The 18047-nt window shown below is 66.6% G+C and carries 17 protein-coding genes; 10 read left to right on the top strand and 7 right to left on the bottom strand.

Annotated features, from left to right (window positions below; translation table 11 throughout):
* Positions 1-48: 48 nt before the first annotated feature.
* The gene (locus tag ACN0SE_RS03200; RefSeq protein ID WP_417523037.1) at positions 49-294 is read left to right on the top strand and encodes an accessory factor UbiK family protein; all 246 of its coding nucleotides are present in this window, start codon (positions 49-51) and stop codon (positions 292-294) included.
* 902 nt (positions 295-1196) lie between these two features.
* Positions 1197-2849 carry a BCCT family transporter gene (locus ACN0SE_RS03195; protein WP_417523036.1) on the top strand — a complete coding sequence of 551 codons (1653 nt, stop codon included), beginning with the start codon at positions 1197-1199 and terminating at the stop codon, positions 2847-2849.
* 393 nt (positions 2850-3242) lie between these two features.
* On the opposite strand, the gene ACN0SE_RS03190 is transcribed toward ACN0SE_RS03195, so the two are convergent.
* Positions 3243-4391, bottom strand: a complete 1149-nt coding sequence (locus ACN0SE_RS03190; protein ID WP_417523035.1) for a sensor histidine kinase — start codon at positions 4389-4391, stop codon at positions 3243-3245.
* A gap of 331 nt (positions 4392-4722) precedes the next feature.
* Between ACN0SE_RS03190 and ACN0SE_RS03185 the strand changes: the two genes are divergently transcribed.
* Genes ACN0SE_RS03185 through ACN0SE_RS03175 form a run of 3 tightly spaced genes read left to right on the top strand, consistent with a single transcriptional unit; the run spans position 4723 to position 6404 of the window.
* Positions 4723-5223: a YbjN domain-containing protein gene (locus tag ACN0SE_RS03185; protein ID WP_417523034.1), complete on the top strand. Its 501-nt coding sequence runs from the start codon at positions 4723-4725 to the stop codon at positions 5221-5223.
* A gap of 34 nt (positions 5224-5257) precedes the next feature.
* Positions 5258-6073, top strand: a complete 816-nt coding sequence (gene proC, locus ACN0SE_RS03180; protein WP_417523033.1) for a pyrroline-5-carboxylate reductase — start codon at positions 5258-5260, stop codon at positions 6071-6073.
* On the top strand, positions 6066-6404 hold the full coding sequence (locus ACN0SE_RS03175; RefSeq protein WP_417523032.1) for a tRNA-binding protein: 339 nt from the start codon (positions 6066-6068) through the stop codon (positions 6402-6404). The genes proC and ACN0SE_RS03175 overlap by 8 nt, the downstream gene beginning before the upstream one ends.
* A 145-nt stretch (positions 6405-6549) precedes the next feature.
* On the opposite strand, the gene gltX is transcribed toward ACN0SE_RS03175, so the two are convergent.
* Together gltX and ACN0SE_RS03165 are read right to left on the bottom strand one after the other, a co-directional pair.
* Complete coding sequence (gltX, locus tag ACN0SE_RS03170) at positions 6550-7875, bottom strand: glutamate--tRNA ligase (protein WP_417523031.1); 1326 nt, start codon at positions 7873-7875, stop codon at positions 6550-6552.
* Positions 7876-8175: 300 nt separating this feature from the next.
* Complete coding sequence (locus ACN0SE_RS03165; RefSeq protein ID WP_417523030.1) at positions 8176-8610, bottom strand: DUF1801 domain-containing protein; 435 nt, start codon at positions 8608-8610, stop codon at positions 8176-8178.
* A 120-nt stretch (positions 8611-8730) separates the two neighbouring features.
* Here ACN0SE_RS03165 and ACN0SE_RS03160 point away from each other — a divergent pair, with 120 nt between their 5' ends.
* The gene (locus ACN0SE_RS03160) at positions 8731-9654 is read left to right on the top strand and encodes an MBL fold metallo-hydrolase (protein WP_417523029.1); all 924 of its coding nucleotides are present in this window, start codon (positions 8731-8733) and stop codon (positions 9652-9654) included.
* Between the two features lie 21 nt (positions 9655-9675).
* On the opposite strand, the gene ACN0SE_RS03155 is transcribed toward ACN0SE_RS03160, so the two are convergent.
* Positions 9676-10227 carry a 2OG-Fe(II) oxygenase gene (locus ACN0SE_RS03155; RefSeq protein ID WP_417523028.1) on the bottom strand — a complete coding sequence of 184 codons (552 nt, stop codon included), beginning with the start codon at positions 10225-10227 and terminating at the stop codon, positions 9676-9678.
* A 181-nt stretch (positions 10228-10408) separates the two neighbouring features.
* Here ACN0SE_RS03155 and ACN0SE_RS03150 point away from each other — a divergent pair, with 181 nt between their 5' ends.
* The 3 genes from ACN0SE_RS03150 to ACN0SE_RS03140 are packed head-to-tail and all read left to right on the top strand — an operon-like array spanning position 10409 to position 12430.
* Positions 10409-11359: a 1-phosphofructokinase family hexose kinase gene (locus ACN0SE_RS03150; RefSeq protein ID WP_417523027.1), complete on the top strand. Its 951-nt coding sequence runs from the start codon at positions 10409-10411 to the stop codon at positions 11357-11359.
* Positions 11356-11742: a metallopeptidase family protein gene (locus ACN0SE_RS03145; RefSeq protein ID WP_417523026.1), complete on the top strand. Its 387-nt coding sequence runs from the start codon at positions 11356-11358 to the stop codon at positions 11740-11742. The genes ACN0SE_RS03150 and ACN0SE_RS03145 overlap by 4 nt, the downstream gene beginning before the upstream one ends.
* Before the next feature lie 31 nt (positions 11743-11773).
* Positions 11774-12430 (top strand): SGNH/GDSL hydrolase family protein, encoded by a 657-nt coding sequence (locus ACN0SE_RS03140; RefSeq protein WP_417523025.1) that lies wholly within the window; start codon positions 11774-11776, stop codon positions 12428-12430.
* Here ACN0SE_RS03140 and ACN0SE_RS03135 read toward each other — a convergent pair.
* Entirely contained in the window at positions 12427-13869 is a 1443-nt protein-coding gene (locus ACN0SE_RS03135; protein ID WP_417523024.1) for a nitrilase-related carbon-nitrogen hydrolase, read from the bottom strand. The genes ACN0SE_RS03140 and ACN0SE_RS03135 overlap by 4 nt on opposite strands.
* A gap of 326 nt (positions 13870-14195) precedes the next feature.
* Here ACN0SE_RS03135 and ACN0SE_RS03130 point away from each other — a divergent pair, with 326 nt between their 5' ends.
* Positions 14196-15671, top strand: coding sequence for a 2-isopropylmalate synthase (locus ACN0SE_RS03130; RefSeq protein ID WP_417523023.1), 1476 nt, complete (start codon positions 14196-14198; stop codon positions 15669-15671).
* 89 nt (positions 15672-15760) lie between these two features.
* Here ACN0SE_RS03130 and ACN0SE_RS03125 read toward each other — a convergent pair whose 3' ends face one another.
* Positions 15761-17287 (bottom strand): cryptochrome/photolyase family protein, encoded by a 1527-nt coding sequence (locus ACN0SE_RS03125; RefSeq protein ID WP_417523022.1) that lies wholly within the window; start codon positions 17285-17287, stop codon positions 15761-15763.
* Complete coding sequence (locus ACN0SE_RS03120; protein WP_417523021.1) at positions 17284-17964, bottom strand: SDR family NAD(P)-dependent oxidoreductase; 681 nt, start codon at positions 17962-17964, stop codon at positions 17284-17286. The genes ACN0SE_RS03125 and ACN0SE_RS03120 overlap by 4 nt, the downstream gene beginning before the upstream one ends.
* Positions 17965-18047: the final 83 nt, after the last annotated feature.

The following is an 18047-nucleotide window of genomic DNA, read 5'->3' as shown; positions in this document are numbered from 1 at the left end:
CCCGCCCCTGCAGGGCCATATAGGTTGGAAATGTAACGGAGAGACCCCATGCAGACCCGGAACAAGGTATTCGACGACCTGTCGCAGTTGATGACAAACGCGATGGGCGTGGCCCAGGGCGCCAAGACCGAGGCGGAAACCGCGATGAAATCGATGATGGACCGCTGGCTGGCGGATCGCGATTTCGTGACCCGAGAAGAGTTCGACGCGGTGCGCGGGATGGCCCAGAAGGCCCGCGAAGAGAACGAGATGCTGAAAGCGCGCCTCGATGCGCTGGAGCGCAAGGACGGCTGAGGTTTCTGTCGTGTGAGATTCGGAGAGGCCGGGGGTGACCCGGCCTTTTTTCTTGCGGGCTGGGATCGGTGGAAGCGCCATGCGCGCTAACAGCGACGAAGTCGCCATGCGGCTAGTGCGAGAGCCACGAGACCAGGTTACGCCCGTCTGCATTTCCTGTTCCCCGAGAGCAAAGCTCCAAGCGCGTTAACAGCGGCCATAGGCCGCCGCGCATCATGCCGGAGGCATGCCTTCGGCATGACGGGCCGCCTCCACGGCGCGGCGATTTGGCTGACACAGGCGCGTCGATCCGATCTTCCTCGGACTTGGCTGAGATAAAGCGCTGCCGAACCACCCGCGGATCGCCGCACCGCGGCCCGTCGCTGCTCAGCTCGTGTGAGAGCCAAGGGACCAGATTGCGCCCGTCTGCATGTCCTCTTTCCCGTGAGCAAAGCCCCAAGCGCGTTAACAGCGGCCACAGGCCGCCGCGCATCGCCGGGCCGCCCCCCGGCACGGCGATTTGGTGGCCGTGAGCGCATCGCTCCAATCTTGTCCGGATTTGGCTGGGATAAAGCACTGCCGAACCACCCTGGGATCGCCGCACCGCGGCCCGTCGCTGCCCGGCTCGTGCGCCAAACACTCCGAGCGCCCCCCAGGACGTGCGCGAAAAACTGGCACCATCCGTTTGCATTCCGCCCGGCCGTTCAGGTAACACCGCGCCGCGGCGGGTGGCCTCGCGTCCCTCCTAGGGCCCCGCATACCATGGCGCTTCGTTGGCCTGGCTTGCGGTCACGGCCAGGACACACCCGGCCGCCTCTGCCTGCGCCGTTTGGACATGGCGCCCCGGTGCCCTAGACTCACAGGCACGCACGGCTAGCGCCGCAAACAGATAACAGACCCAGAAAGGGCAAGGACATCCCACCATGACAGATGCAAATGCAGACCAGGGCATTCCCCCGCCGGAGGGTGCGGCGAATGTCATCGACACCGACTACGAGATCGGACAGGACAATATCGAGACCAGCGTCGGCCCGATTGGCCTCGATATCCACAACCCGGTCTTCCTGATCTCGGGTCTCTCCATCGTGGCCTTCGTGGCCTATGCGCTGCTGGCCCCCGGCCAGGCCGAAGAATTCTTCGGCTGGCTGCGCCCGGCGCTCACTTCGAACTTCGACTGGTTCTTCCTCTGGTCGGCCAATATCTTCGTGCTCTTCTGCCTGTTCCTGATCGTCTCGCCCTGGGGCTCGGTCCGGCTGGGCGGGCGTGATGCGACGCCGGATTATGGCTATGCCGGCTGGTTCGCCATGCTCTTTGCCGCCGGCATGGGCATCGGGCTGATGTTCTTCGGCGTGCTGGAACCGGTCTATTACTTCGGCACCCCATGGGGCGACGAGCCACTGGGCGTGGTGCGCCCCTTCACCGAGGACGGCGCCCTGATCGAGGAGAACGTCGCCGAGGCGCGCCGCATGGCGCTGGCCGCGACCTCCTATCACTGGGCGCTGCACCCCTGGGCGATCTACGCCGTGGTAGCGCTGGCTCTGGCGCTCTTCACCTACAACAAGGGCCTGCCGCTGACGATCCGCTCGGCTTTCTACCCGATCTTCGGCGAGAGGGTCTGGGGCTGGACCGGCCATGTCATCGACATCCTGGCGGTCTTTGCCACGCTCTTCGGCCTGGCAACTTCGCTGGGCTTCGGGGCACAGCAGGCCAATGCCGGGCTGGAGTACGTCTACGGCGTGCCGATGAGCGTGACGGTGCAGGTGGTGCTGATCGTGGCGATCACCGCGGTGGCGCTGATCTCGGTGCTGCGCGGGCTCGATGGCGGCGTCAAGCTGCTGTCCGAGATCAACATGGTCATCGCCCTGCTGCTGCTGCTCTTCGTGCTGGTGGCCGCCGGTGCCGGCACGATCCTGACCGAGTTCGGCCGCGGCATCGTCGCCTACTTCCAGGAGGTCATCCCGCTGTCGAACCCGCATGGCCGTGAAGACACCGGCTATATGCAGGGCTGGACCGCCTTCTACTGGGCCTGGTGGATTTCCTGGTCACCCTTCGTCGGCATGTTCATCGCCCGGGTCAGCCGCGGCCGCACGGTGCGCGAGTTCCTGATCTGCGTGCTGATCATCCCCTCCTTCGTCTGCCTGTTGTGGATGGCGGTCTTTGGCGGTGCGGCGATCGAACAGCTCATCGCCGATCCCGCCGGTAGCGCCGTCAAGGCGCAGGTGATCGACAGCTACAACCCGCCGCTGTCGCTCTTCGCGATGCTCGAAGGGCTGCCCTTTGCCGCGATCACCTCGACTATCGGCATCGTGCTGGTGATCGTGTTCTTCGTCACCTCGTCGGACAGCGGTTCGCTGGTGATCGACACGATCACCGCCGGCGGCAAGGTCGACGCGCCGCTGCCGCAACGGGTGTTCTGGTGCACCTTCGAAGGGCTGGTGGCGATTGCGCTGCTGATCGGTGGCGGGCTGGCCTCGCTGCAGGCGATGGTGATCTCGACCGGCTTGCCGTTCACGGTGATCCTGCTGGCGATCTGCGTGGCGATTGTCAAAGGCCTGATGTCCGAACCGCGGAAGTAAGGTTAAGACCCCGGAAACGCCCCTGCAGGCAACTGCGGGGCGTTTTTCATGGACCGCGCCATCGCCGGGCCAGGGGGCGGGTCATGCCATAGGCATGCTTCCAGCATGGCGATGGCGCGGCGGCCTGTTGTAGTGCATCAGTTGACGTCAGCACCTCACGGACCGTCCACCAGAAATATGCGAAACCCGCGCCATCGTCGGGCCGCGGCACGGCGAAACACCCTCCGGTCTGTGCACTTTATCTCTACCACTGGCGCGCTTTGGATGAACGGCGCGCTCACGGCAACCCAATCGCCGGGCCAGGGGGCGGGTCATGCCATAGGCATGCTTGCAGCATGGCGATGGCGCGGCGGCCTGCGGCCTTGTTCCGCGCCTGAAGTGCATCACCCCACCCTACCGCAGCAACTCCGCCATAGGGATCGCGATCTCATGCTCCGGGCCCTCGGGCAGCCAGTCGCTCTTCAAGGTCCCGCGCAGCTGTCCGGTCACCGTCATCGCGATCAGCTTGCTGCCAAACCCCTGCCGCTGCGGCGGCCCCTCGACCGCCGGCCCGCCGGTTTCCTTCCAGTTCAATCGGAAGGTCCCCTCGTCGTCGCTCCAGACAATCGTCAGCCGCCCCTCGGACTCCGACAGAGCCCCGTATTTCGCCGCATTGGTCGCCAGCTCATGTACCACCAGCGCCAGCTGCGTGGCGCAGGAGGCGCCGATCGTCACGTTCGGCCCGTCCAGCGTCATATGCGTCCGGCCAGAAACCACATGCGGCTCGATCAGCGTCGCCAGCAGGGTCGAGACCACGGCATCGCCGCTGCTCACCGCCTCGCCGGTGATCGCCGGACGGATGATGTCATGCGCCTGCGACAGCGCCGCCAGCCGGCCCTGCAGCGCGGCGGTCATCTCTTCCTTGGTCTCCGACATCCGGGCCGTCATGGTGATCATGCCGCCGGTGATGGTGAAGAGGTTCTTGACCCGGTGATGCAGCTCCTCGGCCAGCAGCTGGCGCAGCTGCACCTCGCTGCGCAGGCGGATCTCGGCCTCGAGCAGCTCCGACAACCCGGTCAGAATGCGCAGCTCGCGATCGGACCACTCGCGCGGTTGGTTGTCGATGGCGCAGAACGACCCCAGCGTCTCGCCGTCCGGCGCATGCACCGGCACCCCGGCATAGGCGAGCACGTCGAGATCCTCGATCGCCATGTTCTCGCGCAGCAACTCGTGCTCGCGCGCGTCCGTCACCGTCAGCGGCCGGTCGAGGCTCACCACATACTGGCAGAAGGAATGTGACAGCGGCGTCTGCTGCGCCTGTGCCACGTCGCCCTTCAGGCCGACCTGCGCCTTGAAGAACTGTCGCTGCCCGTCGACCAGCGACAACAGCCCCACCGGCACGCCCAGCGCCTCGGTGGCGATCCGCACCGTCCGGTCAAAGAGCGCCTCGGTGGCACTGTCCATCAGCTCGGTCCGGGCCAGCGCCGCCAGACGATTGGGGTCCACCAGCCTGGCGCGATGCGCCTCGGTCTCTTCCGACGGAAAGTCTCTGTCAGCCCGCATGCGTTCGGCGGCTCCTTCAATGATGATCACGCCGGGATGGCACCGCCCCGGGGCTCGGGCCAAGGTAGCTGCTCCAAACCGCTTGCGCATCCATAAGTTGGCGCAAAATGCCTCAAACAGCCGAAATCCGCGACCTGTGCATGGTTTTAGTATCTTTCGTCATTCCATCCACAACTTATTGCGGAGGTCACGGAATTATCGCTTTACTTGGCCAAGCCCTCACGTCACCATATCAGGTAGGGGCAGCGGGTACGCCCACCTCCCCTAGAGCAGGCACCTAGCGCTTGGGGCGCTGCCACCCCCTCGCGCTACCAAAACAAAGAGGTGGCGCATGGCACTTTCCGAGCAGTACCTGGAGGACGATCTCCACCCGATCGACATCGTCGAGCATATCGCCGACCACAACGACTGGGACTTCGACCGCATCCACGACGACCAGATCGCCATGGCCGTCGAGGGCCAGTGGCGCACCTATTCGATCACCCTGGCCTGGTCGGCCTATGACGAGACGCTGCGGCTGATCTGCAGCTTCGAGATGGGGCCGCCCGAAGACAAGACCCCGCAGCTCTGCGAGGCGATCAACGCGATCAACGATCAATGCTGGGCCGGCGCCTTCACCTGGTGGGGCGAAAACCAGTTGATGGTCTATCGCTACGGCCTGGTCCTGGCCGGTGGACAGGTGGCCAGCCCCGAGCAGATCGACACGATGATCAATGCCGCGGTGATGAGCGCCGAGCGCTACTACCCGGCGCTGCAGCTGGTGGTCTGGGGCGATCGCACCCCGAAAGAGGCGCTGCAAGTCGCCATTGCAGAGGCCTACGGCCGCGCGTAACACTCGCCCCCGAATGCAAGGACAGGAGGGGGCAATGGGCTCACAGGAACTGGCGGACCGCGGCCTCGTGCTGCTGGGCTGCGGCAAGATGGGATCGGCCATGCTGCAAGGCTGGCTCAAGGACGGTCTGCCCGCCGCATCGGTGCATGTGATCGACCCCCATCCCTCCGACTGGCTGCAGGCCCAGGGCGTGAACATCAACGCCGCCCTGCCCGCCTCGCCCGCCATCGTGCTGATCGCGGTCAAGCCGCAGATGATGGGCGAAGCCCTGCCGGCGATTCGTTCCATGGCCGGCGGCCAGACGCTCTTTGTCTCGGTTGCCGCTGGCGTCACCCTGGCCAATTTCGAAGCGGTGCTGGGCGCCGACCAGCCTATCATCCGCGCCATGCCCAACACCCCGGCCGCCGTCGGCCGCGGCATCACCGCGCTGATCGGCAATGCCCATGTCACCGAAGCCCACATGACGCTGGCCGAGGGCCTCTTGCAGGCCGTGGGCCAGACCGTGCGGCTCGACGACGAGGCGCAGATGGATGCGGTCACCGGCGTCTCGGGCTCCGGCCCGGCCTATGTCTTCCACCTGATCGAAACCCTGGCCGCTGCCGGCGAGGCCCAGGGCCTGCCCGCCGATCTGGCGCTGAAACTGGCGCGCGCCACCGTCGGCGGCGCCGGCGTACTGGCCGAGGAAGCCGCCGAGAGCCCGTCGCAACTGCGCAGGAACGTGACCTCGCCCAACGGCACCACCCAGGCCGCGCTCGAGGTGCTGATGGATGAAGAAACCGGCTTCCCGCCGCTCTTGAAACGGGCCGTCAAGGCCGCGACAGATCGTTCCAAGGAACTCAGCAATGGCTGAGATCGGCTTCGACGATTTCCTCAAGGTCGACATCCGCGTCGGCACCGTGGTGCGCGCCGAGCCTTTCCCCGAGGCGCGCAAACCGGCGCTCAAGCTCTGGATCGATTTCGGCCCCGAGATCGGCGAGAAGAAGACCTCCGCCCAGATCACCGACCACTACACCCCCGAGAGCCTGGTGGGCCGCCAGGTCCTCGCCGTGGTCAACTTCCCCCCGCGCCAGATCGGCCCGGTAAAGTCGGAGGTGCTGACCCTCGGCCTCTCCGACCCCTCCGGCGGCATCGTCCTGATCGCCCCCGACCAACAGGTCCCCAACGGCGCCCGGATGCACTGAGCCCAGCGTTTCCCCCGAAACGCCCTCGGTGACAACGCGCCAACCACCCCGGTCTTTCCTCTTGCTCCAAATACCCTCGGGGGAGTCGCCCATGGCGACGGGGGCAGCGCCCCCCATCCCTGCTCAGACGTAAAGACGCAACAGATCAGCTGCGTGCCTTGACCACCTGCAACAGCGGCATCACGTCGGACATGTCCGGTCCGCGTTCCATGCCGGTCAGCGCCTTGCGCAGCGGCATGAAAAGCCCCCGCCCCTTGCGCCCGGTGGCCGCCTTGACGGCGCCGGTCCAGGTGCCCCAGGTCTCGCTGTCAAACGGACCTTCCGGCAGCAGCGCCATGGCCTGCTCAACGAAGTCGGCGTCTTCCTCGGCGATTACCGGCTCGGCACCGTCGCGGAACATCTCCCACCAGCCCTTGAGCTCGGCGCGGGTGGTGATGTTCTCGCGGGTCACGGTCCAGAAGCGCTCGCGCTGGTCTTCGGGCACGCCCAGCGCCGCGATGTCGTCGGCGACCTCGGCAAAGCTCAGGGTCTGCAGGTAGCGGCCGGTCAGCGGGAAAAGGTCCTGCTCATCGAACTTGGTCGGCGCCGAGCCGAATTTCGACAGGTCGAAGCCCTCGATCAGTTCCGCCATGTCGGTGCGCAACTCGACCGGGTCGGAAGAGCCCAGCCGCGCCATCAGGCTCAGCAGCGCCATCGGCTCCACGCCCTGCGCCCGCAGGTCACGCAGGCTCAGGGTGCCAAGACGTTTCGACAGCGCCTCGCCCTGCGGCCCGGTGAGCAGCGAATGGTGGGCAAACTCCGGCGCGGTGCCGCCCAGCGCCTCGATGATCTGGATCTGCGTCGCGGTATTGGTCACGTGGTCCGAGCCGCGCACCACGTGGGTCACGCCCATCTCTGTGTCGTCGACCACCGAGGCCAGGGTGTAGAGCATCTGCCCGTCCTGACGGATCAGCACCGGGTCCGACACCGAGGCCGCGTCGATCGAGATCGGCCCGAGGATGCCGTCGGTCCATTCGATCCGCTGCTGGTCGAGCTTGAAACGCCAGACGCCCTGGCCACGCTCGGCCCGCAGTTTGGCCTTGTCCTCGTCGGACAGCGCCAGCGCGGCGCGGTCATAGACCGGCGGCTTGCCCATGTTGAGCTGTTTCTTGCGCTTGAGGTCGAGCTCGGTCGGGGTCTCGAAGGCCTCGTAGAAGCGGCCGTTGGCGCGCAGCGTCTCGGCGGCGGCCTCGTAGCGGTCGAGCCGCTCGGACTGGCGCTCGACCCGGTCCCATGTCAGGCCCAGCCATTCCAGATCCTGCTTGATGGCGTCGACATATTCCTGCTTCGAGCGCTCGGGATCGGTGTCGTCGATGCGCAGGATGAAGGTGCCGCCAGCCTTGCGCGCGATCAGCCAGTTGAACAGCGCGGTGCGCAGGTTGCCGATGTGGATATAGCCGGTGGGCGACGGGGCAAAACGGGTGGTGGTCATGGAGGTCTCCTGTTGGCCCGAGCCTATCCCATGAGCGGCCGCTCTTGTCCAGCACCCCGCCATGTGTGCGGCACCGCCCCGGACCCCGATCCGGGGACTCGCCGGTCGACCAGGAGGCCCCGGATCGGGGTCCGGGGCGCGACGGCCCTGTGTCGGGGCGGGGTCGGCACTCGGCGACAGGAAATGACCAGGCCTAGCAGGATCGGGGCCATCGGCCAGGGGGCAGAGGTCGGGAGGGAGGGGCCAGCCCCTCGCGCTCCCCGAGGGTATTTTCGGCAAGAGGAAGGGGACGGGCCGCTCTCAGGTCGGCTGCACCGGCCAATGGGTTGCAAGGTCGCGCAGGCCGGCGCGGATCAGTTCGGCCAGTACGTCCAGATCGATATCTGCGAGCTTGTTGACATAGAGGCAGGAGACGCCGGTGCTGTGCTTGCCGAGCCGGGCGAGGATGTCTCCGAAATCGGCGTAGCCCGGCATGATGTAGATCGAGAGCCTTGCCTTGCGCGGCGAGAAGCCGGTGGCCAGGGCATCGCCTTCGCGGCCCGTTGCATAGCGATAGTGATACTGCCCGTAGCCCACCATCGACGGCCCCCACATCCGCGGCTGGAACCCCGTGACCTCGCGGAAGAGTTGGTCGAGCGCTTGCGCCTCTTCGCGCCGCCGATCCGGCGACACGGCAGCGAGGAATTCGGCCACCGGCTGGTCGGTGATCCGGGTCTTGTTGTCTGATGAAGCCATGGCGCCCTCCTCTGGCCATCCTGCCCCGGACAGGCGCTGTCCCGCTCTCACGAAACTGTGAGCGACGGGATCGCCGTGGACACACGTATAAGGGTCGGGAACCAATGCAGGGAGACACCCATGTCCTACAGACTTTCACGTCGCGGCCTTCTGGCCTCTGCCGCCGCCGCGCCGCTGGCCGGTCTTGCCGCCCGCCCCGCCTTGGCGCAGGCCGCGCAGCAGGGCATCAACACCACCGATTTCCGCCGGGTCAAACTCGGCGACTTCGAGGTGACCACGTTGCTGGCCGGCACCCGGACGGTGCCCGATCCGCAGACCATCTTCGGCCTCAATGTCAGCGAGGAGGACTTTGCCGAGGCCTCCGAGCAGGCGCATATCCCCACCGACAAGGCGCAGTTCTTCTTCACGCCGACGCTGGTCAACACCGGCGCGGAACTGGTGCTGTTTGACACCGGGTTGAACGCCGCCGGCATCACCGCAGCGCTCGAGGCCGCGGGCCATGCGCCCGGCGATATCGACGTGGTGGTGCTGACCCACATGCACGGCGACCATATCGGCGGGTTGGCCGATGACAGCGGTGCGGCGACCTTTGCCAATGCGCGCTATGTCACCGGATCGACCGAGTTCGACAATTGGGCGCAGGCCGGCAATGACGGCTTCGAGGCCAAGGTCCGGCCGCTGGCCGAGCAGATGGAGATGATCGCTGGCGGCGACAGCGTCACCTCGGGGATCGAGGCGGTCGAGGCCTTTGGCCATACCCCCGGCCACATGGCCTTTCGTCTGGAAAGCGGCGGTCAGAACCTGCTGATCGGCGCCGATTTCGCCAACCACTACGTCTGGTCACTGGCCCATCCCGACTGGGAGGTGAAGTTCGACATGGACAAATCCGCCGCCGCCGCCACCCGCCGCGAGTTGCTGGGAATGATGGCGGCCGAGAAGATGCCCTTCATCGGCTACCACATGCCCTTTCCGGCGATCGGCTATGTCGATGAACACGATGGCGGCTTCCACTACACACCAATGAGCTATCAGCTCATGATGTGAGCCTGAACGGTATGGGTCGGCTTAGCGAAAGGCCGGCCCATGCGCCCAGATCGTCAGCGACTGCCGCGCGCCGCGGGTGACCGGCGTGACCCGGTGCAGCAGGAAGGACGGAAAGATCACCGCCGCGCCATGCGCGCGGTTGGCCACCACCACATTGGCCGAGGGCATGACCTCGAGCGAACCGCCGTCGTAATCGTCGCGTTCCGCCAGCTGCACCACCATGGTCAGCTTGCGCCGCGCCGCCAGTGGCCCGTCGCCGATATCGGCGTGCCAGTCGAAATGGCCCTCACGCTCGGCGCCGTAGCGCGCCACCTGGGCGCTTTCCGAGAAATCCTGCAGATCGAAGCCAAAGACATCGCGGTTTGCCACCCGCACCAGGTCGATGATCCGGTCCATCACCCAATCGGCGCCGGACACATCGTCGAGCCAGACCAGATCGGCGCGGCGCAGGTTGTGGTCGCGGGTCTGCCGCACCAGCCGCGCATCGCGCGCTTCGCCAGAGGCGGCAAGCCGGGTGATTTCGTTGCATTCGGCAGGCGAAAAGGCGCCCGCCATCTGATGGACTGCGATCATGAGCTCTTCCAGAACGGAAACAAGCGCCGGGCTTGCGGCAAAACTTTCCGCCCTGCGCCACGGTTTGCGACCCCGACGGCGGAAAACGACAGGAATTTGCCTCACGCGGACTGGAAACCGCCGCCAGAGAGTGAGACTGTGAGCGCTAACTGCGGTTTCCGCGATCAACCTGGACCTTGCGATGCAAACCAATATCCTGACCATAACCCTCAACCCGGCGGTCGATTTCGCCACCTCGGCGCCGCGCGTCTATCCCGAGCACAAGCTGCGCTGCACCGATCCCAGCATCGACCCCGGCGGCGGCGGCATCAACGTCGCCCGCGCGGTGCAGATGCTGGGCGGCCATGCCACGGCGCTGATCGCGATCGGCGGTGCCACCGGCGCGCAGCTCTTGCAACTGCTGGCGCTCGAAGGTGTGCCGACGGTGGCCTTTCAGGGCCCGGGCGAGACCCGCACCAGCTTCTCGGTCACCGACCAGTCCGACAACCAGCAGTACCGCTTTGTGCTGCCGGGCGATCCCTGGGGCGAGGAAGACGTGGCGCGGGGCCTGCGCAGCATCGACCAGGCGGCGGCCGACAACACCCTTGTGGTGCTTTCGGGCTCGCAGCCGCCGGGCGTGGCCAAGGAGTTCCCTTCGATCCTCGCCGCCCACATCAAGGGCCGCGGCGCGCAGATCATCGTCGACACCTCCGGTCCCGCGCTGTTTCAGCTGGCGCGCGAGCCGCATGAGACGATCTTTGCCCTGCGCATGGACGGCCCCGAGGCCGAGGAACTGGCCGACCGCCCCCTGCCCACCCGCGAGGACAGCGCCGAATTTGCTCGAACCCTGGTCGAACGTGGCGTGGCGAGGAACGTCATCGTGGCGCGCGGGGCCGATGGCTCGGTGTTGTCGAATGCCGAAGGGTCGTGGCATGCGGTCGGGCCGAAGATCGAGGTCGTCAGCAAGGTCGGCGCCGGTGACAGCTTTGTCGGCGCCTTTGCCCTGGCACTGGCGCGGGGCGAGCCGGTGGGCGAATGCCTCAAGGTCGGCGTGGTCGCCGCCGGCGCCGCCTGCATGACTCTGGGCACGCGGCTCTGCGAAAAGGCCACGGTAGAGGCGCTCCTGCCCGGTGCGCAGCTGACCCGCCTGTGACCCCCGACATCCGGACCTTCGAGCGGCTCGCGGCAGAGGCGATCGACGCCCTGCCCGAGCCCTTTGCCACCGCCTCGCAGACCGTGGTGGTGCAGGTCGCCGATCTGCCGACGGACGAGATGCTCGATGCGCTCGGCATCGACGATCCGCTCGAGTTGACCGGGCTCTACGAGGGGATTCCGCTGACCGAGAAGTCGAGCTTCGACCAGCCGATGACGCCGGATGTGATCTGGCTGTTCCGCGAGCCGATCCTCGTGGAATGGCGCGACCGGGGCGATGTCAAGCTGTCCGATCTGGTGCGCCACGTATTGGTTCACGAACTTGCGCACCATTTCGGCTGGTCCGACGACGACATCGCCTTAATTGACAGATGGTGGGAGTGAGCGGCACTTCCCTGGCGGAAGGGTCGACGAAATGCGCGTACTGGCTGTGATGATCGCTCTGCTGTTGCCGGTAATGGCACAGGGGCAGGACCGGATGATGGTGATCGGCGATTCGATCCTCGCCTGGAACCGGTTGGGCGGCAATTCCATTCCCCAGATCCTCGACCGCATGGCGCAATACGAGGTGTCGAGCCGCGCCGTGCCGGGGGCGGCGTTTTCGCATTCCGGCAACCTGCGCAACATGCTTCAGCGTGAGATCCGCGGTCAGCTGCCGGCCGGGCAATGGGACGTGATCCTGCTGAATGGCGGGGCGAACGATCTGGCGCGGGAATGCGGCTGCAACCGCTGTGCCGCCACGCTCGACCGGATGATCAGCGCCGATGGCGCGCGGGGCGAGGTGCCGGCGTTTCTCGATGTCTTGCGGGCGCGGGCCAGCCGGGTGGTCTGGATGGATTACTACCCCGGGTCGGTGCGCGGCGGGCCCTTTGCTGCCTGCACCGACGAGTTGGCGGAATATCAGCTGCGGCTGGAGCGGGCGGCGCAGCGACGCCCTTGGGTGACGTTCGTGGACGCCGGCGACGTCTATGACCCGCGCGACATGTCGCTCTATGCGCGGGATCTTGTGCACCCGACGCCCAAGGGCGGCGCGCGGATCGCCGGGCTGATCGCCCGCGCGCTGGCCCGCTAGGCGCCGCGCCAGCCGCTGGCGAGGGGGTAGCGGGTCTGCCAGAGGCTCTTCGGGCTGATGACAGGCCCCGGCGGCCAGCGGCGGCGGGCGGCTTCGCCTTTTACGATGCGCTCGGCCAGTTCGGCGGCCTTGGCCGGGTCATGGCCCGCAGCCTGGCAGTCGGCGAGACTGCCGTCGAGGTCGATCAGCAGGGAGAGGATGGCGTCACGCTCGGTGTCCGGCGTCTGCAGCATGTCCTCTGAAACGACCTCCCCCGCCAGTCCCTGCATCCAGTCCTGGTAGGTGTTGTTGCGCCAGCGCAGGAGCTCGACCACCCGGCTGTCCGAGATATCCTTGAGCGGCGCATAGTCGCCAGAGCGCCCATCCGCGCCCAGCGCCGCCTCGGTACGGGTGCCATTGAAAAGGAGCAGATCGCCGTCTCCCTCGGGCAGGGCTTCCCCAGCATCGCCCTGCCCGGTCTTTGAAGAAACACTCAGACGCGCGGCAAAGGTCTCCATATCGTCGCAAACCGGGAAACAGCACAGGCTCCCAGCCCCCAGCGCATCCGCCGCAAGACAGGCCACCAATGCCGCCGCCGGTGTCTCGGACAGTTCCACCGCCGCCACCCCTGCCCCGCTGCGCCGCATGAAATCGTGCAAAGCCAAAGCCAGACAGCGGTATTCCTGCGCCAGTTCTTCCGGATGCCGCACCACCTCGCCGGGCAGGATCTCCCAACCATCGGCGCCGCGCAGCAGGTCCACATGCGCCAGCCCTTCCTCGAACAGCGACCGCTGAAACGCCAGCGCCCCGCGCAGGTTCAACCCGAAGCTGCCGCCATCGCAGACCGCCTCGCCCTGACCGCCAACCGCATTGAGATAGATCACCGGCAGCCCGGTCTCGATCCCCCGCGCCACCATATGCGCCAGCCGCGCGTCGCCGTGACCGCGCCGATAGGCCGCCATGTCCGGCACCAGCAGCAACTCGGCGCCGGTTTCGACCAGGGTCTCGGCTACCTCGGCGCTGCGGGCGTCTTCGCCCAGCGGGCTGCCGATGCGCAGCGGACCGACGGAATAGGGCCCGCCCAAAGGCCCGGAATCAAACAACGATCCGCGCGGCGGGGCGTGTTGCAGCTGCGTCGCCGCGATCTCGCCCCGCTTGCAGATCAAGTAGCCATTGCAGAGCGCATTGCCGACCTCCCAGGGCGCGCCAATCGCCAGAGCCGGCCCCTCGGCGCAGTCGCGCGCCAGGGCCTTTGCCGCCTCCAATGCGGCGCGCAGGAACGCAGGCTTGCGCAACAGCCCCTCGGCCTCGCCGGTCAGGAAGCGCTCGGGAAAGGCGATGAGATCGGCCCCGGCGTCCCGCGCCTCGGCCCAGGCCGACCGCGCCACGGCGGCATTGCCGGCGATATCGCCAGCGCATGGGTTCAGCTGTGCCAGCGTGATGCGAAATCTCTCGGTCAAAGCCTGCCCCCTCCTGCGCGTCTTCGCCAAACCTCTAGCAGATCACCCCGCGAGGGAAAGCACCCCGCCGCTCCAAACCCAGGTCAGCCCACTCGACCGCATCGTCGCGCCCGCCCACAGCGCGACATTCGTCTCGGCGGGCAGCGCCCACTGACACCGCCCCGCCCGGCACTGCGGCGGCAGGAACCCGCCGCAGCACCGCCTGCAGCATGACGCCAAGTGAAGAAACCCGTCAGATCAAGCGCCTGAGGTCAAAAGGCATTGTCTGCGCTGGCCGGCTCCATTACCTTTCCCGCAAAGCACACTCCGGGGGCATATTGGGGCAAATGAAGCAGACCATCCGCATCGCAGGCGTGACACTGGCACTTTTGGCGGCCTTGCCGGCCCTGTCCCAGAATGGCGAAGTGCTCACCAAGCAATATGACGATGGTGGCGTCTACGAGGGCACCTTTCAGGACGGGTTGCAGCATGGCGAGGGCAGCTACCGGCTGCCCAACGGCTATGAATACCGCGGCCAATGGGTCGAGGGCGAGATCAAGGGCAAGGGCGTGGCGCGCTTTCCCAACGGCTCGATCTATGAAGGCGAATTCGCCAAGGGCAAGCCGCACGGCATCGGCAAGATCACATTTACCGACGGCGGCACCTACGAGGGCAGCTGGGCCGATGGCGAGATCACCGGCCAGGGCGTCGCGATCTACGCCAATGGCGTGCGCTACGAAGGCAGCTTCCGCAACGCCATGCACCACGGCCGCGGCATCATGACCAGCCCCGGCGGCTACGTCTATGACGGCGACTGGGTGAACGGCGTCAAGGAAGGCAATGCCACGATCTCCTACCCCGACGGCTCGACCTACGAGGGCCGGGTGTCGGACGGGCTGCGCGATGGCCAGGGCAAGCTGGTGATGGTCGACGGGCTGATCTACGAAGGGCTCTGGCGCAGCGGGCAGATTTCCGGCACCGGCAAACTGATGCAGCCCAACGGCGACGTCTACGAAGGCGAGCTGGTCGATGGCCGCCGCGAAGGCCAGGGCCGGGTGACCTATGCCAACGGCGACGTCTACGACGGCCAGTTCCGCGACGACCAGCGCAATGGCAAGGGCGTCTTCACCGGCGAGGACGGCTACCGCTACGAGGGCGACTGGGAAAACGGCAAGATCCAGGGCGTGGGCACCGTGACCTACCCCGACGGCTCGATCTACGTCGGCGAATTCCGCAACGACTTGGCGCATGGTGTGGGCAACATCACCTATCCCGACGGCTCCACCTACGAGGGCGACTGGGTCGACGGAGTGATCGAAGGCGAAGGCAAGGCCACCTACCCCAACGGTCTGGTCTACGAAGGCGGTTTCTCCAACGCCCGCAACCACGGCTTCGGCGTGATGACCTATGCCGACGGCTACCGCTACGAAGGCGAATGGGAACGCGGCCGCCGCCACGGCAAGGGCACCGCCACCTACCCCGACGGCACGGTCTACATCGGCCAGTTCGCCGACGGGCAGCGCCACGGCGAGGGCGAGATCTCGATGCCCGACGGCTTCAAGTACATTGGCGAGTGGAAGAATGGCGAGATCTCCGGCCAGGGGGTCGCGACCTATGCCAATGGCGACGTCTACGAAGGCACCTTCGTCGCCGGCAAACGCCAGGGCGAAGGCACCATGCGCTATGCCGCCGGCCAGGAAACCAGCGGCGACTGGAAGAACGGGGCTCTGGTGCGGGCCGACGAGCCCGAGGCCCCGGCCGAAGACCCCGAAGCGCCCGCCGAGGAAAGCGACGCCGGCACCGAAGAGGCCCCGGCCGAGTAACGTAGGGTGGGTTTGCAACCCACCGTGCCCGGAAAGGCGAATGCGCCCCCGGTCAATATCCAACGGTGGCGGTGGGTTGCAAACCCACCCTACACGACTTCGCCTGCGCTCATCCGCTCGAGGAACGCCTCCGCCTCGCGCAATATCTGCGCCCGCTTGTCGTCGTCCATCCGGTCCCAGGTGCGGTACATGTTGCCCATACGCGCCACCCCTTCCAGCCGCTCGCGCTGCCGGTCGAGGAAGTGCCAGTAGAGCAGGTTGAACGGACAGGCCCCCTCGCCCACCTTGGTCTTCACGTCATAGGCGCAGCCGGCGCAATAGTCCGACATCCGGTCGATATAGGCCCCTGACGAGACATAGGGCTTGGACGCGAACAGCCCGCCATCGGCGAACTGGCTCATGCCGACGGTGTTGGGTGCCTCGACCCATTCATAGGCATCGGCATAAACGGCGAGGTACCATTCATGCACCACCGCCGGGTCCACCCCGGCCAGCAAGGCGAAATTGCCGGTCACCATCAGCCGCTGGATATGATGCGCATAGGCCTCTTCGCGGGTCTGCTCGACCGTCTTGGCCAGACAGGCCATCTTCGTCTCGCCGCCCCAATAAAACCAGGGCAGCTTGCGCTGCTGGTTGAGCTTGTTCTGCCGCGGATACTCCGGCCCTTCGAGGAAATAGACCCCGCGCACAAACTCGCGCCAGCCGATGATCTGGCGGATGAAGCCCTCGACCGCGTTGAGTGGCGCCTCGCCTGCCTCATAGGCCGCCTGCGCCGCGTCACAGACCTCGCGCACGTCGAGCAGACCGATGTTGATGTAGGGCGAGAGCACCGCGTGATAGAGAAAGCGCTCGCCGGTCATCATCGCGTCCTGATAATCACCGAACTTCGGCAGCGCGCCCTTGATGAAATGCGCCAGCGCGCGCCGCGCCTGACCCCGGGTGGTGGCAAAGGCGAACGGGCGCAGGTCACCGAAATTCTCGCCAAAGCGCGCCTCGACCAAGGTCAGCACCTCCTCGACCGTCTCGTCGGGGGTGAACTGCATCGGGCCGCCGAAATCGATCTCGTCGGGGGCGGGCTTGCGGTTCTCCTTGTCGTAGTTCCAGTCGCCACCAGCAGGATCGTCACCCTCCATCAGGTAGCCGGTCCTGCGCCGCATCTCGCGGTAGAAATACTCCATCCGCAAGGACTTGCGCCCCTCGGCCCAGGTTTCGAACATCTCGTGCGAGGCGAGGAACCGGTCGTCTGGCAGTTGGCGCAGCGGGATCGGTGCGGCGCTCAGGGCCTCGATCAACCGCCATTCTCCGGGTTCGGTGGCCAGCACCTCCGAAGCGCCGGTTTCCTCGGCCCGGCGCAGCAGTTCGCCGACAATCGAGCCCGAGTTCTCGGTATCGTCGAGCTGGCTGTAGCGCACGTCCCAGCCGTCATCGCGGAGCGCCTCGGCGAACTTGCGCATCGCCGCCAGCACCAGCGCGATCTTCTTGGGGTGATGCGGCACATAGTCGGTCTCGCCCGCAACCTCGGCCATGACCACCACGTCGCTGGCCTTGTCAGCCGCCTTGAGCGCGGCGATCTCGGGCGAGAGCTGGTCGCCGAGGATCAGGACCAGCCGGCTCACCACGGCACCGCCTTGCCGGCCCAGTCGAAAAAGCCGCCGGTCTGGTCGGGCGTCAGCCCGTCGATCACCGAGAGCAGGTTCTCCGCCGACTGCGCCGGCGTCACGGTCGCATGCCGATCCTGATAGTTGCGGGTGAACTCGGTGGACACGGTGCCGGGATGCAGCGCGACGCAGATCGCCTGGGCATGGCTGCGCGCCAGTTCGATGGCAAAGCCATGCACCAGCTGGTTCGCCCCGGCCTTGGCGACGCGGTAGGAATACCAGCCGCCCAGCCGGTTGTCGCCGATCGAGCCGACCCGCGCCGAGAGCACCGCCAGCACCGCGCGCTGCCGCCTTGGCAGCAGCTTCGGCGCCTGTTGCAAAACCAGCGCCGGCCCGATGGTGTTGAGTGCGAATTGCGCCGCCATCGCCGCGGGCGTCACATCGCGGATGGTCTTTTCCGGCCGCGCGCCGTCGATCTCCAGCGCGCCGGTGGCCACGAGGATCAGGTCGAACTCACCCTCCAGCGCTCCGAGGTGCCGCGCCACCGAGCCCGCATCGGTCACGTCGAGCCCCTCGCCCGAGCGCGACAGCCCGGTGACCGCCCAGCCGCGCGCCTCCAGCGCCGCGCAGACCGCGCCGCCGATGCCGCCAGAGGCGCCGATCACCAGCGCGCGTTTTCCGTCATTCCGTTCCATTCCGGCCAAAATAGCGCATCCTTGCGACAAATCCCGGCAAAAGGCACTTTTCATTCGGGGACACCCGCGTATAGTCGCCCCCA

This window comes from Marinovum sp. (assembly GCF_048263515.1).
Taxonomy (GTDB): Bacteria; Pseudomonadota; Alphaproteobacteria; order Rhodobacterales; family Rhodobacteraceae; genus Marinovum.
Note: the sequence above shows the minus strand (reverse complement) of the source record. Positions and strands in the feature narration are given on the sequence as shown.